At 68.3% G+C, this 18,693-nt stretch carries 21 protein-coding genes; 9 read left to right on the top strand and 12 right to left on the bottom strand.

What is annotated here, in order from left to right; translation table 11 throughout:
• On the bottom strand, nucleotides 1–1,386 hold the full coding sequence (locus ACSFBM_RS19525; RefSeq protein WP_435485842.1) for an MFS transporter: 1,386 nt from the start codon (nucleotides 1,384–1,386) through the stop codon (nucleotides 1–3).
• Between the two features lie 132 nt (nucleotides 1,387–1,518).
• Here ACSFBM_RS19525 and arr point away from each other — a divergent pair, with 132 nt between their 5' ends.
• Nucleotides 1,519–1,914 (top strand): NAD(+)--rifampin ADP-ribosyltransferase, encoded by a 396-nt coding sequence (gene arr, locus ACSFBM_RS19520; protein ID WP_435485841.1) that lies wholly within the window; start codon nucleotides 1,519–1,521, stop codon nucleotides 1,912–1,914.
• 52 nt (nucleotides 1,915–1,966) lie between these two features.
• Here the strand turns inward: arr and ACSFBM_RS19515 are convergent, their stop codons facing one another.
• Nucleotides 1,967–2,341: a hypothetical protein gene (locus ACSFBM_RS19515; protein ID WP_435485840.1), complete on the bottom strand. Its 375-nt coding sequence runs from the start codon at nucleotides 2,339–2,341 to the stop codon at nucleotides 1,967–1,969.
• Between the two features lie 74 nt (nucleotides 2,342–2,415).
• Here ACSFBM_RS19515 and ACSFBM_RS19510 point away from each other — a divergent pair, with 74 nt between their 5' ends.
• Nucleotides 2,416–2,826: a hypothetical protein gene (locus tag ACSFBM_RS19510; protein ID WP_435485839.1), complete on the top strand. Its 411-nt coding sequence runs from the start codon at nucleotides 2,416–2,418 to the stop codon at nucleotides 2,824–2,826.
• Here the strand turns inward: ACSFBM_RS19510 and ACSFBM_RS19505 are convergent.
• Nucleotides 2,823–3,425: a DJ-1/PfpI family protein gene (locus ACSFBM_RS19505; protein WP_435485838.1), complete on the bottom strand. Its 603-nt coding sequence runs from the start codon at nucleotides 3,423–3,425 to the stop codon at nucleotides 2,823–2,825. The genes ACSFBM_RS19510 and ACSFBM_RS19505 overlap by 4 nt on opposite strands.
• A 92-nt stretch (nucleotides 3,426–3,517) precedes the next feature.
• Here ACSFBM_RS19505 and ACSFBM_RS19500 point away from each other — a divergent pair, with 92 nt between their 5' ends.
• The 3 genes from ACSFBM_RS19500 to ACSFBM_RS19490 all read left to right on the top strand — a co-directional run bounded on the left by ACSFBM_RS19500 (nucleotide 3,518) and on the right by ACSFBM_RS19490 (nucleotide 6,885).
• Nucleotides 3,518–4,867 (top strand): aminotransferase-like domain-containing protein, encoded by a 1,350-nt coding sequence (locus ACSFBM_RS19500; RefSeq protein ID WP_435485837.1) that lies wholly within the window; start codon nucleotides 3,518–3,520, stop codon nucleotides 4,865–4,867.
• Between the two features lie 102 nt (nucleotides 4,868–4,969).
• Nucleotides 4,970–5,638 (top strand): hypothetical protein, encoded by a 669-nt coding sequence (locus tag ACSFBM_RS19495; protein WP_435485836.1) that lies wholly within the window; start codon nucleotides 4,970–4,972, stop codon nucleotides 5,636–5,638.
• A complete protein-coding gene (locus ACSFBM_RS19490) occupies nucleotides 5,635–6,885 on the top strand; it encodes a trypsin-like peptidase domain-containing protein (protein ID WP_435485835.1) in 1,251 nt (416 codons plus the stop codon). Before ACSFBM_RS19495 ends, ACSFBM_RS19490 begins: the two co-directional genes overlap by 4 nt.
• A 27-nt stretch (nucleotides 6,886–6,912) precedes the next feature.
• Here ACSFBM_RS19490 and mdtD read toward each other — a convergent pair whose 3' ends face one another.
• Nucleotides 6,913–8,292, bottom strand: coding sequence for a multidrug transporter subunit MdtD (gene mdtD / locus ACSFBM_RS19485; protein ID WP_435485834.1), 1,380 nt, complete (start codon nucleotides 8,290–8,292; stop codon nucleotides 6,913–6,915).
• Nucleotides 8,293–8,712: 420 nt separating this feature from the next.
• Between mdtD and ACSFBM_RS19480 the strand changes: the two genes are divergently transcribed.
• A complete protein-coding gene (locus ACSFBM_RS19480) occupies nucleotides 8,713–9,543 on the top strand; it encodes an alpha/beta fold hydrolase (RefSeq protein WP_435485833.1) in 831 nt (276 codons plus the stop codon).
• A gap of 49 nt (nucleotides 9,544–9,592) precedes the next feature.
• On the opposite strand, the gene ACSFBM_RS19475 is transcribed toward ACSFBM_RS19480, so the two are convergent.
• From ACSFBM_RS19475 to ACSFBM_RS19465, 3 genes are read right to left on the bottom strand one after another with little or no spacing between them, the layout of a single operon-like run.
• Nucleotides 9,593–10,897 (bottom strand): c-type cytochrome, encoded by a 1,305-nt coding sequence (locus ACSFBM_RS19475; protein ID WP_435485832.1) that lies wholly within the window; start codon nucleotides 10,895–10,897, stop codon nucleotides 9,593–9,595.
• Nucleotides 10,894–13,179 (bottom strand): xanthine dehydrogenase family protein molybdopterin-binding subunit, encoded by a 2,286-nt coding sequence (locus ACSFBM_RS19470; RefSeq protein ID WP_435486150.1) that lies wholly within the window; start codon nucleotides 13,177–13,179, stop codon nucleotides 10,894–10,896. The genes ACSFBM_RS19475 and ACSFBM_RS19470 overlap by 4 nt, the downstream gene beginning before the upstream one ends.
• Nucleotides 13,173–13,676 (bottom strand): (2Fe-2S)-binding protein, encoded by a 504-nt coding sequence (locus ACSFBM_RS19465; RefSeq protein WP_435485831.1) that lies wholly within the window; start codon nucleotides 13,674–13,676, stop codon nucleotides 13,173–13,175. The genes ACSFBM_RS19470 and ACSFBM_RS19465 overlap by 7 nt, the downstream gene beginning before the upstream one ends.
• A 227-nt stretch (nucleotides 13,677–13,903) precedes the next feature.
• Between ACSFBM_RS19465 and ACSFBM_RS19460 the strand changes: the two genes are divergently transcribed.
• Nucleotides 13,904–14,245, top strand: a complete 342-nt coding sequence (locus ACSFBM_RS19460; protein WP_435485830.1) for a hypothetical protein — start codon at nucleotides 13,904–13,906, stop codon at nucleotides 14,243–14,245.
• Between the two features lie 33 nt (nucleotides 14,246–14,278).
• Here ACSFBM_RS19460 and ACSFBM_RS19455 read toward each other — a convergent pair whose 3' ends face one another.
• From ACSFBM_RS19455 to ACSFBM_RS19440, 4 genes are all read right to left on the bottom strand, one after another.
• Nucleotides 14,279–15,031: a hypothetical protein gene (locus ACSFBM_RS19455; RefSeq protein ID WP_435485829.1), complete on the bottom strand. Its 753-nt coding sequence runs from the start codon at nucleotides 15,029–15,031 to the stop codon at nucleotides 14,279–14,281.
• Between the two features lie 102 nt (nucleotides 15,032–15,133).
• Entirely contained in the window at nucleotides 15,134–15,382 is a 249-nt protein-coding gene (locus ACSFBM_RS19450; protein WP_435440180.1) for a helix-turn-helix domain-containing protein, read from the bottom strand.
• Nucleotides 15,383–15,395: 13 nt separating this feature from the next.
• Nucleotides 15,396–16,223, bottom strand: coding sequence for an HDOD domain-containing protein (locus tag ACSFBM_RS19445; RefSeq protein ID WP_435485828.1), 828 nt, complete (start codon nucleotides 16,221–16,223; stop codon nucleotides 15,396–15,398).
• A gap of 136 nt (nucleotides 16,224–16,359) precedes the next feature.
• Nucleotides 16,360–16,575, bottom strand: coding sequence for a hypothetical protein (locus tag ACSFBM_RS19440; RefSeq protein ID WP_435485827.1), 216 nt, complete (start codon nucleotides 16,573–16,575; stop codon nucleotides 16,360–16,362).
• 204 nt (nucleotides 16,576–16,779) lie between these two features.
• On the opposite strand from ACSFBM_RS19440, the gene ACSFBM_RS19435 reads away from it, so the two are divergent.
• Both ACSFBM_RS19435 and ACSFBM_RS19430 read left to right on the top strand, forming a co-directional pair.
• The gene (locus ACSFBM_RS19435) at nucleotides 16,780–17,526 is read left to right on the top strand and encodes a Crp/Fnr family transcriptional regulator (protein ID WP_435485826.1); all 747 of its coding nucleotides are present in this window, start codon (nucleotides 16,780–16,782) and stop codon (nucleotides 17,524–17,526) included.
• 137 nt (nucleotides 17,527–17,663) lie between these two features.
• A complete protein-coding gene (locus ACSFBM_RS19430; protein WP_435485825.1) occupies nucleotides 17,664–18,377 on the top strand; it encodes a Crp/Fnr family transcriptional regulator in 714 nt (237 codons plus the stop codon).
• Between the two features lie 21 nt (nucleotides 18,378–18,398).
• Here ACSFBM_RS19430 and ACSFBM_RS19425 read toward each other — a convergent pair whose 3' ends face one another.
• Nucleotides 18,399–18,656 carry a DUF1488 family protein gene (locus ACSFBM_RS19425; RefSeq protein ID WP_435485824.1) on the bottom strand — a complete coding sequence of 86 codons (258 nt, stop codon included), beginning with the start codon at nucleotides 18,654–18,656 and terminating at the stop codon, nucleotides 18,399–18,401.
• Nucleotides 18,657–18,693: the final 37 nt, after the last annotated feature.

Below are 18,693 nucleotides of genomic sequence, written 5' to 3'. Positions count from 1 at the left end.
TCAGCGCAACCCCGCCCCCTCGTCCTTCGAGAGCTTGGTGAACGACAGCAGCGACAGCAGCGTCATCGCCCCCACCACGCCGAAGGCCGGCGAAAAATCGGCCGCCGTCAGCTGGGCGCCGCTGCCGTGCCACCACGCCGCCAGCGTGACCAGCGAGGCGCCCAGCGTCACGCCCAGGCTCAGCGACAGCTGCTGCGCCATGCTGTTCAGCGTGGCCGCATGGCTCGTGCGGGGCTTGGGAATCTGCGAGAAGCCCAGCGTTTGCAGCGACACCATCGCCATGGAATTCACCAGCCCGCCGAACAGCAGCGTGATGAAGATCTGCACATGCGGCGTGGTCGGGCGGAAGTGGCCGTAGCTCACATAGCAAAGGCAGGTGAGGCAGGTGGCGCCCACCAGCAGCGAACGGAACCCGACCGTGCGAATCGCCCGGGCCATGACCGTGCGCGTGGCCAGCGAGCCCAGCGCCGTGGCCATCGTCAAGCTGCCCGAGGCCAGCGGCGACAGCCCGAAGCCCAGCTGCAGCATCAGCGGCAGCAGGAACGGCGAGGCACCGATCGCAATGCGCAGCGGTGTGCCGCCGATGATCGACGCGCGGTACGTCGAGAAGCGCAAGATGCCCAGGTCGATCAGCGGACTGGCCTTGTGGCGGCTTCGCAGGTGATACACCAGCGAGGCCAGCGCACCGAAGCCCGCCAGCGCCCAGATGGCCGGCACCGGCAGCAGCGCCTTGCCCACCATCTCCAGGCTGCCCAGCAGCGCAGTGAGCCCCACGGCCAGCAGCACGAAGCCTTCAATGTCGAAGGGCGCGGGCGCGCTGTCTTCGGGCAGGTCGCTGTTGATGAAGCGCAGCGCCCCGGCAATGGCGAGCAGGCCGAAGGGAATGTTGACAAGAAAAATCCACCGCCACGAGGTGAGCGTGACGATGGCGCCGCCGAACAGCGGGCCGGCCAGCCGGCCGAACGCGGGCGGCACGGTGAACCACACCATGGCCGACACCATCTGCGCGGGCGGCACGCTGCGCAGCAGGATGAGCCTGCCCACCGGCAGCATCATCGCGCCGCCCAGCCCCTGCAGCACGCGAAACGCGATCAGCTGCGGCAGCGTCTGCGCGGCGCCGCACAGGGTGGAGCCCAGCGAGAAGAAAGCCACTGCCACGCAGAACACCCGCCGGGCGCCGAAGCGCTCGGCCAGCCAGCCGCTCACCGGCAGGAACACGGCCAGGCTCAGCAGGTAGGAGGTGATGGCAAGGTTCAGGTGCAATACGCTGACGTCGAGCGCGCCGGCGATGGTCGGCAGGGCGGTGGCCATCACCGAGGTGTCGAGGTTCTGCAGGAAGAGCGGGGAGGCGACGATGAGCGGGACGATGCGGTTGCGGGGGGGCATGGGGCGCATTGTCTGGGACGCGAATTAGGCGACGCTTCGCGGGCTGGCTGCCGCGCATGGATGCAGCAATCGCTTGAAAATCGACCCGGGTAGACTCCGCGGCTTTTCCTTTCCGCAGAGGAGCGACCCGCGATGGATGTACTGGACACCGGCCCCTACTACCACGGCACGCGGGCGGACCTCCAGGTGGGCGACCTGCTCACCGCAGGCTTCCGGTCGAACTATGACGGCCGCGTCGTCATGAATCACATCTACTTCACCGCCTTGCCAAAGGGCGCCGGGCTGGCCGCCGAAATGGCGAAGGGCGAAGGCCGTGGCCGCGTCTACATCGTCGAACCCACGGGTGCCTTCGAGAACGACCCCAACGTCACCGACAAGAAGTTTCCGGGCAATCCCACACGCTCGTACCGCAGCCGGGAGCCGCTTCGGATCGTCGGCGAACTGGCCACCTGGGAGCTTTTCGATGCGGAGTACGTACGGCAGCTCAGGGAGCGTGTGCGCGTGGGCATGGGGGAGATCATCAACTGAATTCCGCCGTCATATCGCGCTGTGTATAAGCGGCCCGGCGAAGGTCGAAATTTCATGGCTCGCACAGCTGCCCGCTCCACGGCACGAACAGGTAGCCGTTCGACGCCTCTTGCAGCGCGGCTTGCACTTCGATGAGCGTGTTGATCTCGTCGAGCGCTTCGTCCAGGTCATCGATCTCTATCTCGAAGCGTGCGGTGCACTCGCGCATTGCCGCTTCGTGCGGCGTACCCAAAGCGATCTCGCACGCCTCCGTTTGAACGTGCGGTGCGCTCGAAACGAGAATGCGAAATTGTGGAGACTCCGCACTGCTCGCAACCAACACGTCGGACACTTGCGAAACATCGAGGCCATGCTCACGCAGCGAAGAAGCTGCTGCCGCCAGATCGCATGTGCCGGCACGAAAAAATACCATGCAGACTTCTGTCATTTGAACGTTCCTCCAAGCCTGGAAATCGTTCTGCAATGTAGCCCACACCGATCGCTTCTCTGCGCCACAAGACCATGAACAGCATTCGCCGGCTCTTGCCTTTCTTTCCCCTGGTGTGGCTCACCGCATCCGCGCACTGCCTCGCCGCCTCGGGCATCGAGGGCATGCGTTCCACCGACACGGTCCACGGCCTCTACGAGATACGCGAGGCAGCGCGTGAATTCATCACCCGCGAGAACGCCAGGACCCACGGCACATGGGAAGCGACAGAGCCGAACCTCAAGGTTCTGGTGCCGAGGTGCGCGGTGCCTTTGACGGCGCGGTGGGACACGATCCGCTGGTTCGCGAACACCAAGGGCGGCGAGCTGTCGGAGCGCAGCCGTCGCGTGATTTCAGTGGTTTGCACGCGGGCCGTGAGCCCCTCGCAGAAGTGGGACGTGCACGTGCCCGTCACCCAGCAACGCAGCCAGGCCGCACGGCCCTAGTTCGGCAGGTACGGCGTGATGTTGCCGAGCGCGTTGGCCACGTACGCTTCTTTCTCGCCCACGGGCGCCACGTAGTGCAGCGCCGCCGCCGCGGCCTCCAGCCCTTCGGTGCGGGCGATGATCCAGCCGGCCAGGTAGGGCGCGGCAAAGCACCCACCCGCGGTGGCCACGTTGTCCCGTGCGTAGAAGGGTTGGTTCAGCACTTCCACACCCGCTTCCTGCACCCACGGCTTGGTGGTCAGGTCGGTGCATGCCGGCACGCTGCCCACGAGCCCGAGCTTGGCCAGGATCAAGGTGCCGGAGCACTGGGCGGCAATCAGCTGGCGCGCAGGGTCCAGCGCCAGGCGCGCCATCAACTCGGGGTTGCCGACGACCTCCCGCGTCTTGCTTCCGCTGCCGATCAAGACGGCATCCGCATGGCGTGCTTCTTCCAGCAAGGACTGCGCATGCACCGTCACACCGTTCATCGACGTGACCTGCGGGCTCGGGCAGCACAGGGTCACGCGCCAGCCCGGCGTCTTGATGCGGTGGAGCACGCCCAGCGCAATGAGCGAGTCGAGTTCGTTGAAGCCGTCGAAGGTGAGGATGGCGATGTGCATGGCGTGGGCTGTTGTGGCTTGGGGGAGCGAATGTGCCCATCGTAGGCAGGTCGATCCATACAATCAAAAAATTGTCATGGATACATCCCGCGATGGCTGAAGCCCGATACAAGCAACTGGTCGACGAGCTCGCGACCGAGATCCGCAGCGGGCGCCTGCCGCCGGGCACCCGCCTGCCCACGCACCGGCGGCTGGCCGGGCACTACGGCCTGGCGCTGGCCACGGCCTCGCGCGTGTATGCGGAGCTGGAGGCCATGGGCCTGGTCAGCGGCGAGGTCGGCCGCGGCACCTTCGTTCGCGAGACCGCGCTGCCGCCGGGCCAGGGCATCGACCAGCAGGCGGTGGCGGCGGGCCTGGTGGACCTGAACTTCAACTACCCGTCGCTGCCGGGGCAGGCCGACCTGCTGCGCGCTGCCTTGCGGCAACTCGCCGCCGGTGGCGAGCTGGAATCGATGCTGCGCTACGCGCCCCATGGCGGGCGCATGCACGAGCGCGCCTGCGTCGCCCGGCACCTGGTGTCGCGCGGGTTGGTTGTGCAGCCGTCGCGCGTGCTGCTGGTGGACGGCGCGCAGCACGGCCTGGCGGTGACGGTGATGGCGCTGCTGAAACCGGGCGACGTGGTCGCGGTCGACGCCCTGACCTACCCGGGCTTCAAGGCCCTCGCCGAGGCGCATCGCCTCGAGCTTGCACCCGTTCCCGCGTCGGGGCAGGGACCCGACCTCGACGCGCTGGAGCGCCTGTGCGCAAAGCGCCGCGTCAAGGCCGTCTACACCATGCCGACCCTGCACAACCCGCTGGGCTGGGTGATGAGCGAGAGCCGCCGCCGCCGGCTGGTCGCCATCGCGCGGCGGCACGGGTTGCTGGTCATCGAAGACGCGGCCTATGCCTTCCTGGCCGACGATCCGAAGAAGATGCCGCCCGCACCGCTGGCCACGCTGGCACCGGAGACCACGGTGTATGTCTCGGGCCTGTCGAAGAGCGTGGCGACCGGCCTGCGCGTGGGGTTCGTGGTGGTGCCCGAGGCGTGGGTGCCGAAGCTCGAACGCGCGATCCGGGCCACGACCTGGTGCACGCCGGGCGTGACGACCGCCATCGCCTGCGCGTGGCTGGACGACGGCACCGTCGGACGGCTCGAATCGCAGAAGCGGCAGGACGCCGCCCTGCGGCAGGCGATTGCCACCGAAGCGCTGGCAGGCCTCAGGTGCGTGCGGCACCCGGCGTCGTACTTCGTGTGGCTGCCTTTGCCGGAAGACACGCGCGCCGACCGGGTCGCGGCGGCGCTGGTGCGCGAAGGGGTGTCGGTGTCGACGGCCGAGCCCTTCGCCACGTCGGCGCACGTGCCGCACGCGTTGCGCCTGGCGCTGGGCTCCGTGGGTCTTGATGGCCTGCGCAGCGCGTTGCACACGGTGCGGCGGGTGGTGGGGGCGCAGGAAGGCTGCTGAACGCCTGGTGCGGCGCCGGCAGCGGCAGGGAAAGCGATGCAGCCGCTAGACTCCAGCCCGCTGTAGCATTTCCATACAAACAGGATCGAGGAGATGGTTGTCATGAACTGGCGTTTTTTGGGCCTGGGGGCCTTTGCTTGCTTGTTGTCCCTCTTGACGGGCTGCGCGTCGGTGACGCATGGCACCACGCAGGTGGTGAAGATCGAAACCCTGACCATGAGCGGCGAGCTTGTAGACGGCGCCAAGTGCACGGTGGCCAATGACAAGAGCGAAGCCGTCATGCGCTCCGGCCAAAGCGTGCCGGTGCGCCGCTCGGGCGGCAACCTCAGCATCGAATGCACACACCCCGGCCAGCCACCGGCAAGCGGCCAGGCCACGTCGCGTGTCAACGGCGGCATGGTGGGCAACATCCTGATCGGCGGCCTCGTGGGGGCGGCCATCGATTCAGGCACGGGCGCCGGCTTCAACTACCCGAGCTGGATGCAGCTGGTGTTTGGCGAGGTCCGCACTTTCGACAGGAGCAGCCAGAACGGCGACAAGGCATTGGCGGGCTTGAAGATCGGTCAAACGCGCGTTGCCTCGGCCAGTCCACCGGCGCCATCCTCGCCACTGGCCCCAGAACCGGCATCGCCCCTGCCCTCGGTGCCGGTTGCGGCGGCACCCGTCGCCCTCCCCGTCGCACCCCCCGTCGGCGCCGCGCCGCCGGTGTCTGCGCCGGCCACCCGCGTATCGATCGACGACCTCCGGGGCTTGCTGCCCGCCAAGCCATGAAGGCCGGCAACCCGCGCCTGCTGCCGCTCGCCGGCTGCGCCGTTCTTGCCTGCGGCCTTGTTTCAGGCGCCTGGGCGCTCGAGCCCGACGTGCTGTTCGGCAGGGTCTCGCCCAGCGTGTGGTCGGTGCGAACCTTCGATGCGCAGGAGCGCCCGCTGCGCAACGGCACTGCGGTCGTCGTCGCGCCGGGCCGCCTGGTCACCGCCTGCCACGTGCTCGCCAAGGCGAGCACCTTCGTGATCCGGCAGGACAACGTCACCTACGGGGCGACCCTGGAGCAACCCGACCCGGCGCGCGACCTGTGCCAGATTCGGGTGGCGAACTTCAACGCGCCGCCCGTGGCCGTGGCACCGGCCGGCGCCGCAAGGGTGGGGCAGCGCGTGTATGCCGTGGGCAATCCGCGCGGGCTCGAGAACACGCTGACCGAAGGCATGCTCACGGGCCTGCGTGGCGGCGAAGACGCCGACCTTCCGCTCCTGCAGATGACCGCCGCGGTGTCCCAGGGCGCGAGCGGCGGCGGTTTGTTCGACGCCGAGGGCCGGCTGCTGGGCATCACCAGCGCTGCGGCGCCGGACGGGGGCAACGGCGGCGTTGCCATTCCGGCGTCGTTCCTAACGGAACTGCCAGGACGAGCGCAGGCCGCCATGGCGGCGCGTGGCCGGGAGCCGGCCGGCGCCCGCGGCGCCTTGACGCCTGCAGCCGCGCTGCGCGTGGGCGACGCGCTCGAGTACGTGCGCACCGACCGCCTGACCGGTGCCCGCATTCCCGTGACCTACCGTGTCGACCGTGCCAGCGGCGACGAGCTGTCCTTCAACGCAGGCGGGCGCATCGAGAAGACGGACGGGCGCGTGGTGTCCGTGACGACGCCGGTCGGCGGCATCTACGACACCGCATCGCCGCCCGGTGGATGGGTGCGCAAGGACATCCGGCCCGGCATGCTCTGGTACCTCGACTACGTGCCCGCCACGGGCGAAAAGCTGCGCTACGAACTCAAGGCCACCGCGGGCGGCGAGCGGACGACGAAAGTGGACGGCAACGAGGTGCAGGCCATGGAGATCAGCTACGAAGGCTGGGTCTACTCGGGCTATGCAGGCGGCGCACCGCTGGCGCCGCGCGCCACCCGGCTGTCCATCAAGCTGCTGTACGCGCTCGACCTCGCACGTGTCGTACGGTTCGAGGCGCAGAACACACGACCGCCGTTCAGCGCCACCGACGAGACGCTCGAGCTGGTGCGGGTGACGCGCTGACCTTGCGGGAGGTGCAAGGCCTGGCGTTCAGGTGCGCCGGGGCTGCGCCTTGAACCGCGCCTCGTCGAGCCAGCGAAACACGCCTGCCGACAGCAGCGTGATCACCCCGACGGCGATGAAGGTGTAGCGGAACGCCAGCGCGGTGGAGGCCAGTTCGCCCGACAGCAACCCGACCAGGCCGCCGCCGATGGTGGCGCCCAGCGCAATCGCCAGCATCTGCACCATCGAGAAGAGGCTGTTGCCGCTGCTGGCATCCGCCTTGCCGAGCCCCTTGAGCGTGACGCTGTTCATGGCGGCGAACTGCATGGAGTTCGCGCCGCCGAAGACGGCGAGCTGGACCACCTGCGCCCACAAGGGCCATTCGGGCGAGATCAGGCAGAACGACACGATCGAGCTACCCACGATCAGCGTGTTGCCGAGCAGGAAGCTGTCATAGCCGAAGCGGTTGACCAGCCCGCTGATCCACGACTTCGTGACGATGCCGGCCAGCGCGGCGGGAATCATCATCAGGCCCGAATGCAAGGGGCTGTAGCCCAGCTGCAGTTGCAGGAACAGGGGCAGCAGGAAAGGCACCGCGCTGCTGCCGATGCGCGCCACCAGGTTGCCCAGCAGGCCGACGCCGAAGTTGGGCTCCCGAAAAAGGCCCAGCCGGAACAAGGGCGACCTGCGCCGGCGCGCGTGCGGCAGGTAGGCCAGCGCCGAGACGGCGCTGAGCGCGAACAGCCCGGCCGACCAGGCGCCGCGGTGCGTCGCGGTGGGCACATCTATGGCCAGCGAGAACGCCACCATGCACAGCGACAGCAGGCCGAAGCCGACAAAGTCGAAGCGCGGCGCGTCGTCCAGCCGGCCCAGGGGCACGAAGCGCCGCACCGCCCACAGCCCCACCAGCCCGATCGGCACGTTGATCAGAAAAATCCAGTGCCAGCTGGCGGACTGCACCAGCCAGCCGCCCAGCGTGGGCCCGAGCAGCGGGCCGAGCTGCCCCGCCACGCTGACGGTGGCGAGCGCCGCGATGTAGCCCTCGGCCGACACGCTGCGAAGAATGGCCAGCCGCCCGATGGGCAGCAGCATCGCGCCGCCCAGCCCCTGCAGCACGCGCGCGGCGCCCAGCTGCGTCAAGGACTGCGCGCCGGCGCACCACACCGACCCCAGCACGAACAGCAGGATCGACACGAGGTAGGTGGCGCGCATGCCGAAGCGGTCGGCGAGCCAGCCCGAGGCCGGCGTCAGCATGGCCATGGTCAGCGTGTAGGCGACCACGACCGGCTGCATCGCCAGCGGGCTTTCATGCAGGCTGCTGGCCATCGACGGCAATGCGGTGTTGACGACCGTGGTGTCGAGCGACTGCATGAAGAAGCCCCCCGCGACGATCCACAACAAGGCCTTGCGGGCGGCTTTCTCTTCCAACGGTCTGGCTTGCTGCAACTCGATTCCACAGAACGCGGCGCTGGCGCCGCAGGGTGAGCAGTATCCCGAGTTCGGGGTACCCGACGCTGCCGGTGGGGCGCAGGCGAGCGCAAACCTGCGCAGGCTGCCGGCGACAACGTTCAAAGCGCAGGCATTCCGTTCAAGATTTACCGCGTCCGTTCGACCAGAGTACCGGTGTCGGCGAGGCAATCCTGCATTCGCCGCCGAGCAACGCGAGCCATAGAAAGAAGCATGTCCCACATCCACACGAAAACATCGACAGGTGCCTCGCGGCGGAGCATTCTGGCGAGTGCGGCAGGCATCGTGACGGTTTCCGCCCTTGGCACCTCGACCCTGGCTGCCGCGCAGAAGCTTTCAGCGCCAGCCCCAACCCATCCCGACCACACCAAAGGATCCACCATGAGCTTTGTCACCACCAAGGACGGCACGAACATCTTCTATAAGGACTGGGGCCCGCGAACCGCGCAGCCCATCGTCTTCCACCACGGCTGGCCGCTGAGCGGCGACGACTGGGACACTCAGATGCTGTACTTCCTGGGCAAGGGCTTCCGCGTGATCGCGCACGACCGGCGCGGGCACGGCCGTTCCTCGCAAACCGCGGGCGGCCACGAGATGGACACCTACGCCGCCGACGTCGCCGCATTGACCGACGCGCTGGACCTGAAGGGCGCCGTGCACATCGGCCACTCGACCGGCGGCGGCGAAGTGGCGCGCTACGTGGCGCGCGCCAAGCCGGGCCGTGTGGCCAAGGCGGTGCTGGTGAGTGCCGTGCCGCCCATCATGGTGAAGACGCCGGCCAACCCCGGCGGCCTGCCCATGGAGGTGTTCGACGGCATCAGGTCCGCGCTCGCGGCCAACCGCGCGCAGTTCTACATCGACCTGCCGACCGGCCCGTTCTACGGCTTCAACCGCCCGGGCGCGAAGATCTCGCAGGGCCTCATCGACCGCTGGTGGCTGCAGGGGATGATGGGCGCGGCCAATGCGCACTACGAGTGCGTCAAGGCGTTCTCCGAAACCGACTTCACCGAAGACCTGAAGAAGATCGACGTGCCGGTGCTCGTGATGCACGGCACCGACGACCAGGTCGTGCCCTACGCGGACTCGGGCCCGCTGTCGGCCAAGCTGCTCAAGCACGGCACGCTCAAGAGCTACGACGGATTTCCTCACGGCATGCTGTCCACGCAGGCGGACGTGATCAACCCCGACCTGCTGGCGTTCGTGAAGAGCTGAGCCCGGGTTTCTGGATCCGGTCATCGACGATGCCGGATCCTCCTGCGACTCAGCGCGTGCGCTGCTTCGCCACGAACTCCGGCGTGACCGTGCCCTGCTTGTTGCCGAACTGCGCGATGACGTAGTTGGCGAGCGCCGCCACTTCGGTGTCGGTGTAGGCCTTGCCGAATGCGGGCATGTACACCTCGTTGTCGTGCACGCGCATGTTCACGCCCTGCAGGATCATCTGCGTCACGTTGGCGCCGCCCGGGTCGTTCACGCCGCGCGTGCCCAGCAGCGACGCGAAGTTGGTCTGCTGGCCTTGCCCGTTCCACTGGTGGCAGCTGGCGCACGCCGCCGCAAACAGCCGAAGCCCCTGCTCGTGGCCTTCGGCCGTGTTTGCGGCGGGCGCCGCCGCGCTGGCCGCCACGGCCCAGGGCGCCTTGGCGTCGATCTCGATCGGGTCCTTGCCCGGCTTGGCCGGCACCGTGCGCAGGTAGCTCACGAGCGCCGCCGTGTCCTGCGGCTTCAGGTGCTGCAGGCTGTGCTCCACCGCCTCGCCCATCGGGCCCGAGGCCGAGCCGCGGCCGTCGGCATGGCCGGTCGTGAGGTAGCTGGCAATGTCGGCGTCGCTCCAGGCGCCGATGCCGTTCTTCGCGTCGGACGTGATGTTGTAGGCGCGCCAGCCCTGGATCGATTCGCCCGCGAGGTTGTTGCTCGTCTCCAGCGCGAAGGCCAGGTTGCGCGGCGTGTGGCACTCCGCGCAATGGCCCAGCGCCGTGGCCAGGTACTTGCCCTGGTTCCATGCGAGCGGCTTGGCCGGGTCGGGCTCGAAGCGGCTGCTCTTGAAGAAGGCCGCGTTCCAGAAGCCCATGGCCCAGCGCTGGTTGAACGGAAAGCCCAGGTCGGCCTCCTTGTTCGGCTGGTTCACCTGCGGCAGGCTGAAGAGGTAGGCCTTGATGGCGAGCACGTCGTTGCGGCTGAGCGCCGTGTACGAGGTGTACGGGAATGCCGGGTACAGGCGCTTGCCGTCCGCGCGCACGCCGTCGTGCACCGCGCGCACGAACTGTTCGTCGCTCCAGCCGCCGATGCCCGTGGCCGGGTCGGCGGTGATGTTCGACGAATAAATCGTGCCGAAAGGCAGCACGAAGGGCACGCCGCCCGCAAAGGGCTGCCCCTTGCCGGCCACCGTGTGGCAGGCGATGCAGTCGGCGGCCTTGGTGAGGTATTCGCCGCGCACCAGCAGTGCCGCATCGCTCGGCGCGCCGGCCAGCACCGGCGCCTCGCCCTCGGACTTGTCGGTGCGGTTCAGAAAGAAATACAGCCCCGCGGCCACGACGAACAGCACCACCAGCACCTTGAAGAACCGCTTCATGCCGCGCTCCTTTCGCCGTGTGCTTCATGCGCTGAAGGCCCGGCATCGGCGACCTTCTTCTTCAGCGCCTCCTTGTCCTGCGCCAGCAGCGCGCGGTTCACCGGCAATGCGCGCAGGCGCACGCCGGTGGCCGCGAAGATCGCGTTGGCCAGCGCCGGTGCGGCGATGGCGGTGCCCACCTCGCCCAACCCGCCGGGGGCTTCGCCGCTCTTGACGGTGTGCACCTCGATCGGCGGCGATTCGTTGATGCGCAGCATCCGGTAGTCGTGGAAGTTGCTCTGCTCGATGGCGCCGCCCTGCAGCGTGATTTCGCTGAAGAGCGCCGCGCTCAGCCCGAACAGCAGGCCGCCCTGGATCTGCGCCTCGATGGAGCTGGCGTTCACGGCAATGCCGCAGTCCAGCGCGACCACCGCGCGCCGCAGGCGGACTTCGCCCTGCGGCGAAACTTCCACTTCGATCATTGCGCACACGCGGCTGCCGAAGGGGTCGCCCACGGCCACGCCGCGCCCGACGCGGCTTTCGTTTCCTTCGCGGCCCGCGCGCGCAGGCAGCGCGCCCTTGCCCCAGCCGATCTTTTCCGCGGCCAGGTCGAGCACCGCGAGCGTGCGCGGGTTCTTCTTCAGCAGCGCGCGCCGGTAGGCCACCGGGTCCTTCTTGGCGCGCTGCGCCAGCTCGTCGATGAAGCTCTCCATCACGAAAAGGTTGTGCGTGGGCCCCACGCCGCGCCACCAGCCGACGTTCAGGCCCGCGGGCATGTCGTGCCGCACCCATTCGACCTTCAGGTTGGGCAGGTCGTAGCAGGGCTCGGCCACGCATTCGATCAGGTCGCCGTCCATGCCGTCCTTGCCCATGAAGGCGGGCGCCCAGCGGCCCAGCACCGTGCCGCCCGCGATGCGGTCGCCCAACCACAGGATGTTGCCGTCGCCGTCGACCACCGCCGAGATGTCGTCGTGGTACATCGGGCGCACGATGTCGTGGCGAATGTCTTCCTCGCGCGTCCACACCACCTTCAGCGGGTAGGGCACCTGTCTGGCGAAGGCCACGGCCTGCTCGACCGAATCGGTTTCCAGCCGCCGCCCGAAACCGCCGCCCAGGTACTGGTTGTGCACCACCACCTTGTCTTCGGCCAGTCCGGTGATCTTGGCCGCCACGCTCACGCAGCGCGCCGGCACCTGCGTGCCCACCCAGATCTCGCACGCGTCGGGCCGCACATGCACCGTGGTGTTGAGCGGCTCCATGGTCGCGTGGGCCAGCATCGGCAGGTCGTAGGTCGCCTGCACCAGCGTGCCCTCGGGCCGCTTGCCGGTTTCCTTGCCGACGATGGCCTTGCCCTTGGCCAGCGCGTCGGTCAGCGCCGAGCGCAACTGCTGCGTGGTGAGGGCGGCGTTCTGCCCCGGCGTCCAGGTGAGCTTCAGCGCATCGAGGCCGCGCTTGGCGGCCCAGAAATGCTCGCCCACCACCGCGACCGCGTCCTTGATGCGAATGACGTCAATCACGCCGGGAATTGCGCGCGCCGCCTTGTCGTCCACCGAGGCCAGCACGCCGCCCAGCGTGGGGCAGGCCTTGACCGTGGCCACCTTCATGCCCGGCACGCGCACGTCGAGGCCGAACTGCGTCTTGCCGTTGACCTTGTCGGCGGCGTCAACACGGCGCAGCGGCTGGCCGATGAGCTTGAAGTCCTTCGGCTCCTTCAGCGCCACCTTGCCCGGCATCGGCAGCTTGGCGGCGGCACCGGCGAGCGCGCCGAAGCCGAGCTGGCGGTTCGAGTCCGCATGGCTCACCACGCCGCGCGCCACGGTGCAGCTCGCCGGGTCGACCTTCCACTGCGCGGCGGCGGCGGCCACCAGCAGCGTGCGCGCCACGGCGCCTGCTTCCCGCAGCACGGCATAGGTGCCGCGCGTGCTGGTCGAGCCGCCGGTGATCTGGCCGCCCAGCAGCGGCATGCCGTAAAGCGCCTCGTTCGGCGGCGAGTGTTCCACGCGCACCTGGTCGAGCTCGACGCCGAGTTCCTCGGCCAGCAGCATCGCCGAGCCGGTGTAGATGGCCTGGCCCATCTCGACCATCGGCATCACGAGCCGCACGCCGCCGTCGGCATCGATGCGGATGAAGGCGTTCGGTGCGAAGGCCGGGTTGCCGTCGGCCAGCGCGGCGGCCGCGTCGGCGGGTTGCTGCCGGGCGCTGATGGCCGCGAAGGCCTTGCTGCCCCCGACCCAGGTGAAGGCGAGCGCCAGGCCGCCGGCCTGCAGCGCGGCGCGCCGGCTGATGCCTGCGGCGCTCACGATGCGCTCCTGGCGGGCATGGCGACGACCGACTGCAGCACCTCGGGCTTGCCGGCAGCGGCCTGCTTGATGGCCGCCCGGATGCGCGAGTAGGTGCAGCATCGACAGACGTTTCCCGACATGGCCATGTCGATGTCGGCGTCGCTCGGGTTGGGCGTGCGCTGGATCAGCGCGGCGGCGGACATGATCTGCCCCGACTGGCAGTAGCCGCACTGCACCACGTCGACCTCGAGCCAGGCTTTCTGGATGCTCTGGCCGGCCGGCGTCTGGGCGATGGCCTCGATGGTGGTGATGGCCTTCTTGCCGATGCTGCCGACCGGCAGCACGCACGAGCGCACGGGCTGGCCGTCCAGGTGCACGGTGCAGGCGCCGCACTGGGCGATGCCGCAGCCGAACTTGGTGCCGGTCAGGCCGACGATGTCGCGCAATGCCCAGAGCAAGGGCATGTCGTCGGGGGCGTTGACGGCAACGGACTGGCCGTTGATGTTGAGATCGATCATGGGCCCTGCCTTCTGTTTGAAATTCGCCGTGGGGAGCGGCACCGCACCATAGCGCGACTTCGGGATTTTTGCTTGGAGCAGGGCCCGGCCGCGAATGGCTGCCGGACCTGGCGCAAGTGCTGCGCGAGATGGGGATCGACGAGGCGGGTACCGGGCTTGGGTGCTTACCCTTGTCCGGACATCGCCGCCCTCAACTTGCGCGCCCGGTTGCCGATATACGGACAGTCATGCCCGATTCGAGTTTCCCCCGCCCTTCCCAGCTCCTGGCCATCCTGCCGAGGCAGAACATCCTCCAGGACGATGGTGTGCACGTGCTCGTGTCGACCAAGGAGGTAGAGGGCGCCCGCAGCGACGGCATGCTGCTGCGGCGATGTGCCTTTTCCCTTTCAGCGCCATTCGGATACGTATGCCTCGGCCATTTCAGGAAGCTCTCTGAAAATTGCTGGCAGGCCTCGCTCGGGACAGGGGTCCTGGTCGACGAAGGAGCCGTCCGGCCCGACCGGCTCCATGCCACGGAGCTCGACGCCCTGGTCAACCTTTGGACGAGCCGGCGACAGCTGACCCTCTGAGGTGCCCGTTGAGAAGGCCGTCCTGCAAAAACCTCAGCTTCCCTCGGAAACCTCGATCGGCTGCCCGATCAACGCATCGAACTCGGCGTCGCTGCAGCGGCTGAGTTCCGCCGCGTTCGCGCTCACGTAATAAGAAAGAACGCCCTTCGGCCCGCGATCGGCGGTGAAGCCGATCTGGGCGATCGGGCCGCAGGACGCGCCATGTTGCGAGCTCGTGTGCAGGGCGCCCGCGAAGGCGCGAACGATGTCCGGCAGGCCGCCCGACCGGGTCAGTCCGGCATCGAGCGCGTCTTCCGCGCCCGCCAGCTGATCGCTGTCTGCAAGCGCCAGCGGCCAATTGACCAGGATCGGCGACTCGATCTTCTGCGGCGCGTCGCCGGCTCGTTCGGTGAGCGTGAACGCCCACGGCAGCGGCACGGCCGGCGCCTGCGCGAAGCGCGCGCACATCAGGATGGTGTCGAGAGGGCTGGCGTCCGAAAAGCTCGCGGCCCGTGCGTCCTTGAGGAGCTCGTCGGTCCGGCCAAGAACAAGCGCGCGCGCGGCGGGGCCGTCCTGCGCCGCGGCGGCGCACAGCGCGTTCAGGGCCGCCCGCAGGGCCAGCACGCCGCCCGTGCCTGTGGCCCAGCTGCGCCCGATCATCTGGATCTTGCGGCGATGGAAGGGCAGCTTGGTCCGGTGGCCGGTGCCGGCGATGTCGATGGGCAGGTCGTCGGGGCCGTCGTGGTGCTGCGCCCCAGGCGTGTTCCCCTCGAAGGTGAATCTCGTGTCGGCGATGGCCAGGCTCAAACCCGGCAATGCAAGGACAGCGCAAAAAGTCATCGGTGCTCCGGAGGTGGGTGGGCGGCGAGGATAGCGCGACCCTGGACGCTTCCGCCCCCTGATTGGGGACTACGGCCGCTGCAGCTGCGTCGTGATGCCGTACAGCACCAGCATGCCCAGCACGTGCCCGATGGCGACGCCCGGTTCGCCGGACTCGATCCGCGCGATGGTCTGCACGTGCACGCCCAGGCGGGCGGCCGCCGCGGCCTGCCCCTCGCCCGCGCCGAGGCGTCCCGCCTTGGCGGCGGCGCCCATGTCCTTGATCGCCCGAAGGGCGTCCTCGCTGATGTCTGCGGAAACTCGCTTGCCCTGTGCCATGGACTGCGCAGGCTCAGGCGATCATCGATTCGAGATCGAACGCCAGCTCGCGCGGTGCCGGCATCTCCTGGACGACCGCTTCCGACAGCCCGATGGCGTCGGCCGAGAGGGCCGGCCACACGTGCTGCGCATCGCCGATCACGAGCCCTTCGCGCTCCAGCGCAACGCGCCACACCGCCAGATGCAGCACATTGGCGAGTGGGTCCTGCTGTTCGCACGCCATCGGGTCGGCAAAGCCGGCCAGGGCGCTGGTGAAGTCGGAGGCAAATTCCCAGCGTGCGGCCAGCCGGGCGCTGACGTCGCCGTAGTGGTAGCCCCACTGCTGCTTTTCCACTTCGAGGCGGCCCATGGCGTCGAAGGGGTGGGCTGCATTGAGCACGGCCATCTGTTCCTTCATGGCGCCGGCCATGATCAGGTGGCCGATGGCGTGCATGCTGCCGACGGTGAATGCGAGGCTCTGGTCCACGCGCCGGGTCTTGCCGGCGAGGTAGCGGGCCACCGATGCCACGCGCAGGCTGTGCGACCAGAACGCCGGCAGGTTCACGCCGTCGACCTTGCGGAAGGTGCCCGTGAGGCCCGAACTCACCACCAGGGAGCGGATCGAGGAGAACCCCAGCATCTGGATGGCGTCCTGGATGGACGAGATCTTTCGGCGAAGCCCGAAATAGGGGGAGTTGACCTGGCGCAGGACCCTGGCGGTCAGCACCTGGTCGAGCTCGAGCCTGCGGGCCACCGCGCTGACCGCGGCGTCCTCGTCGCGCAGGATCTCGATCAGATCGAACACCACCTTCGGTACCGTGGGCAGCAGGTGGCTATCGGCAAACAGGTCGTCCAGCGTCATGGCGATCTTGGGATGAGTTTTCTCGAAGCCCGGGATTTTGCTGCAATCGAAAGATTTCAGGTGGATGAAAGCCGCCTTTTTTTTAAGCACCGTGGCGCGGCGGTTGAATTGGACGCCGCCCGCACAGCCATTGGGTTCAGAGCTTCTGCCCCGACGCGGAAAGGCCCTTCGGCGTCACGCGCATCACGGTGGCCTGACCCGCATACACGTGGTGCCCGCGCCGGTACAGCACCGGCGGCAGGTCGGCCTCGATGAGCCCCGCGCTGCGCAGCACTTCGCACATCTGGATTTCCTCCTGGTCGTCGATCAGCAGCGGCAATTGCGCGCAGCACAGGCGGCTGAGCATTCGCATGGGCATTCGGCCTCCTGCGTCCCCGCAAGGGTTTTCCTCCAAAGCAGAGGTGACTTGTGCCCACGCTAGCGCCAAATCGTTGCTGGCACCGTTCGCCAGCGCACCGACGCCCCCCAAACAAAAGGGCAGTCCTTTGTGCGCTACCGTACAGACGCGGGTGGATGCGCCGCAGAATCATGTGAACTTTGGAAGCCGCTCCCTGCCATGGCACTGCCTTCGCGTTCGTCTTCGTCTTCGTTGCCCGCGGCTGCCGCGCGCAACAGCCTGCTGGATGTCATCCCCGCCGAGGTGATGGCCCGGATGAAACCGCTGCTCGAACTGGTGCCGCTACGTCTGGGAGAAGTGCTTTACGAGTCCGGCGTGGTGCAGCAGTACGTGTTTTTTCCGACCGACGCCATCGTTTCGCTGCTGTATGTGCTGGAAAACGGGCAATCGGCTGAAATTGCCGTGGTGGGCTTCGAGGGCATGGTGGGGGTTTCGCTGTTGATGGGCGGGGGCAGCACGCCCAACCGCGCGGTGGTGCAAAGCGCGGGCAATGCCTACCGGGTGAGCGCGACCCATATCAAGGAACTGACCGAAAAAGGCGGGCCTTTGCTTCACCTGCTGCTGCGCTACACCCAGTCGCTCATCACGCAGATGTCGCAGACGGCGGTGTGCAATCGGCACCATTCGCTGGAGCAGCAGCTGTGCCGATGGCTGCTGTTGAGCCTGGACCGCCTGCCCGGCAACGAACTGGTGATGACGCAGGAGCTCATCGCCAACATGCTCGGCGTGCGGCGCGAAGGCGTGACCGAAGCGGCGGGCAAGCTGCAGCGCCTGAACCTGATCAAGTACGCGCGCGGCCACATCACCGTGCTCGACCGGCCGGGGCTCGAACGCCAGGTGTGCGAGTGCTATGAAGTCGTCAAGCGCGAAACCGACCGTCTGCTGCCGGATCGGCTCGCCACCTGAGCCTGCGCGCGCGGGTTCCCGCTTTCCACTCGGTACGCAGGCGCACAGATGACCACACTCCGGCGGGCAACAATGCGGATGCCGACGTGTTCATGCGAAGGCGCTTGCGCTCTTTCCTCTTTTCAACAGGCGGTTCCGTGACTCCAGACCCCGCCGCCCCGGTGCTCAACCGGCTGCTCGAAGCACTGCCGCCCGCAGACCGCGACCGCCTGCTCGCCCGCTGCGACAACGTGCAGCTGGGGGCGGCGCAGGTTCTGTACGAACCGGGCGACCCGATCCTGCACATTCACTTTCCCACCAGCGCCTTTGTCTCGCTGGTGTCGGTGGCGGACGGCCACGACGGCCTGCAGACCGGCATGGTCGGCAACGACGGTGCCTTGGGCTACGAGCTGTCGCTGGACGCCCAGCGCGCGCCGCTGCGCACGCTGGTGCAGGGCGCGGGCCTGGCATGGCGGCTGACGGCGCAGTCGTTCGAGGAGGAATTGCTGGAGAGCGCCACCTTGAAGCGCGTGCTCAATCGCTATGTGTGCGTGCTGCTGGCCGAGTTCGGCCGCCTGGGGCTGTGCCACCAGTTCCACCAGATCGAGGAGCGCCTCGCGCGCTGGCTGCTCACCACGCAGGACTGTGCGCATTCGGCGCGCCTGACGCTCACGCACGAGGTGCTGGGGCGCATGCTGGGCGTGCGGCGGGTCGGCATCACCAACGCGGCCACGGCGCTGCACACGCGCAGCCTGATCGACTACCGCCGCGGCGTCATCACCATCACCGACCGACAGGGGCTGGAGAGCGCGGCCTGCGATTGCTACCGGGCGAACCGGCGCAGCTATACGGACCTGCTCTCCCGAGGCTAGGGCTCGTCGCTCGCCGGCTGCTCATGCCGGGCTGCGCATGTCGTGCTCGCGCAGCATCACGGGCTCCATCGCGCCCTGCGCCAGCCGGCGCCGCACGGCCGACTCGATCTCCTCGACGTGGTGCCCGAAGGTTTCGAGCGAATCGGCGCTCTCGGCGGTGCGAAAGTGGTAGCGCAGCGCCTCCCTGCCGATGCTGGCGCTCACGGCCTGGCCGCCTTCCACGGTCACCGAGAAGCGGACCGTGCCGGAGGCGTCATGAAAGTAGGGGGCGTCGGACATCGTTGTGATCTTTCTGGAGGCAGGGTGGCGCTGACAT

Source organism: Variovorax pasteuri (assembly GCF_051216435.1).
Taxonomy (GTDB): domain Bacteria; phylum Pseudomonadota; class Gammaproteobacteria; order Burkholderiales; family Burkholderiaceae_C; genus Variovorax.
Note: the sequence above shows the minus strand (reverse complement) of the source record. Positions and strands in the feature narration are given on the sequence as shown.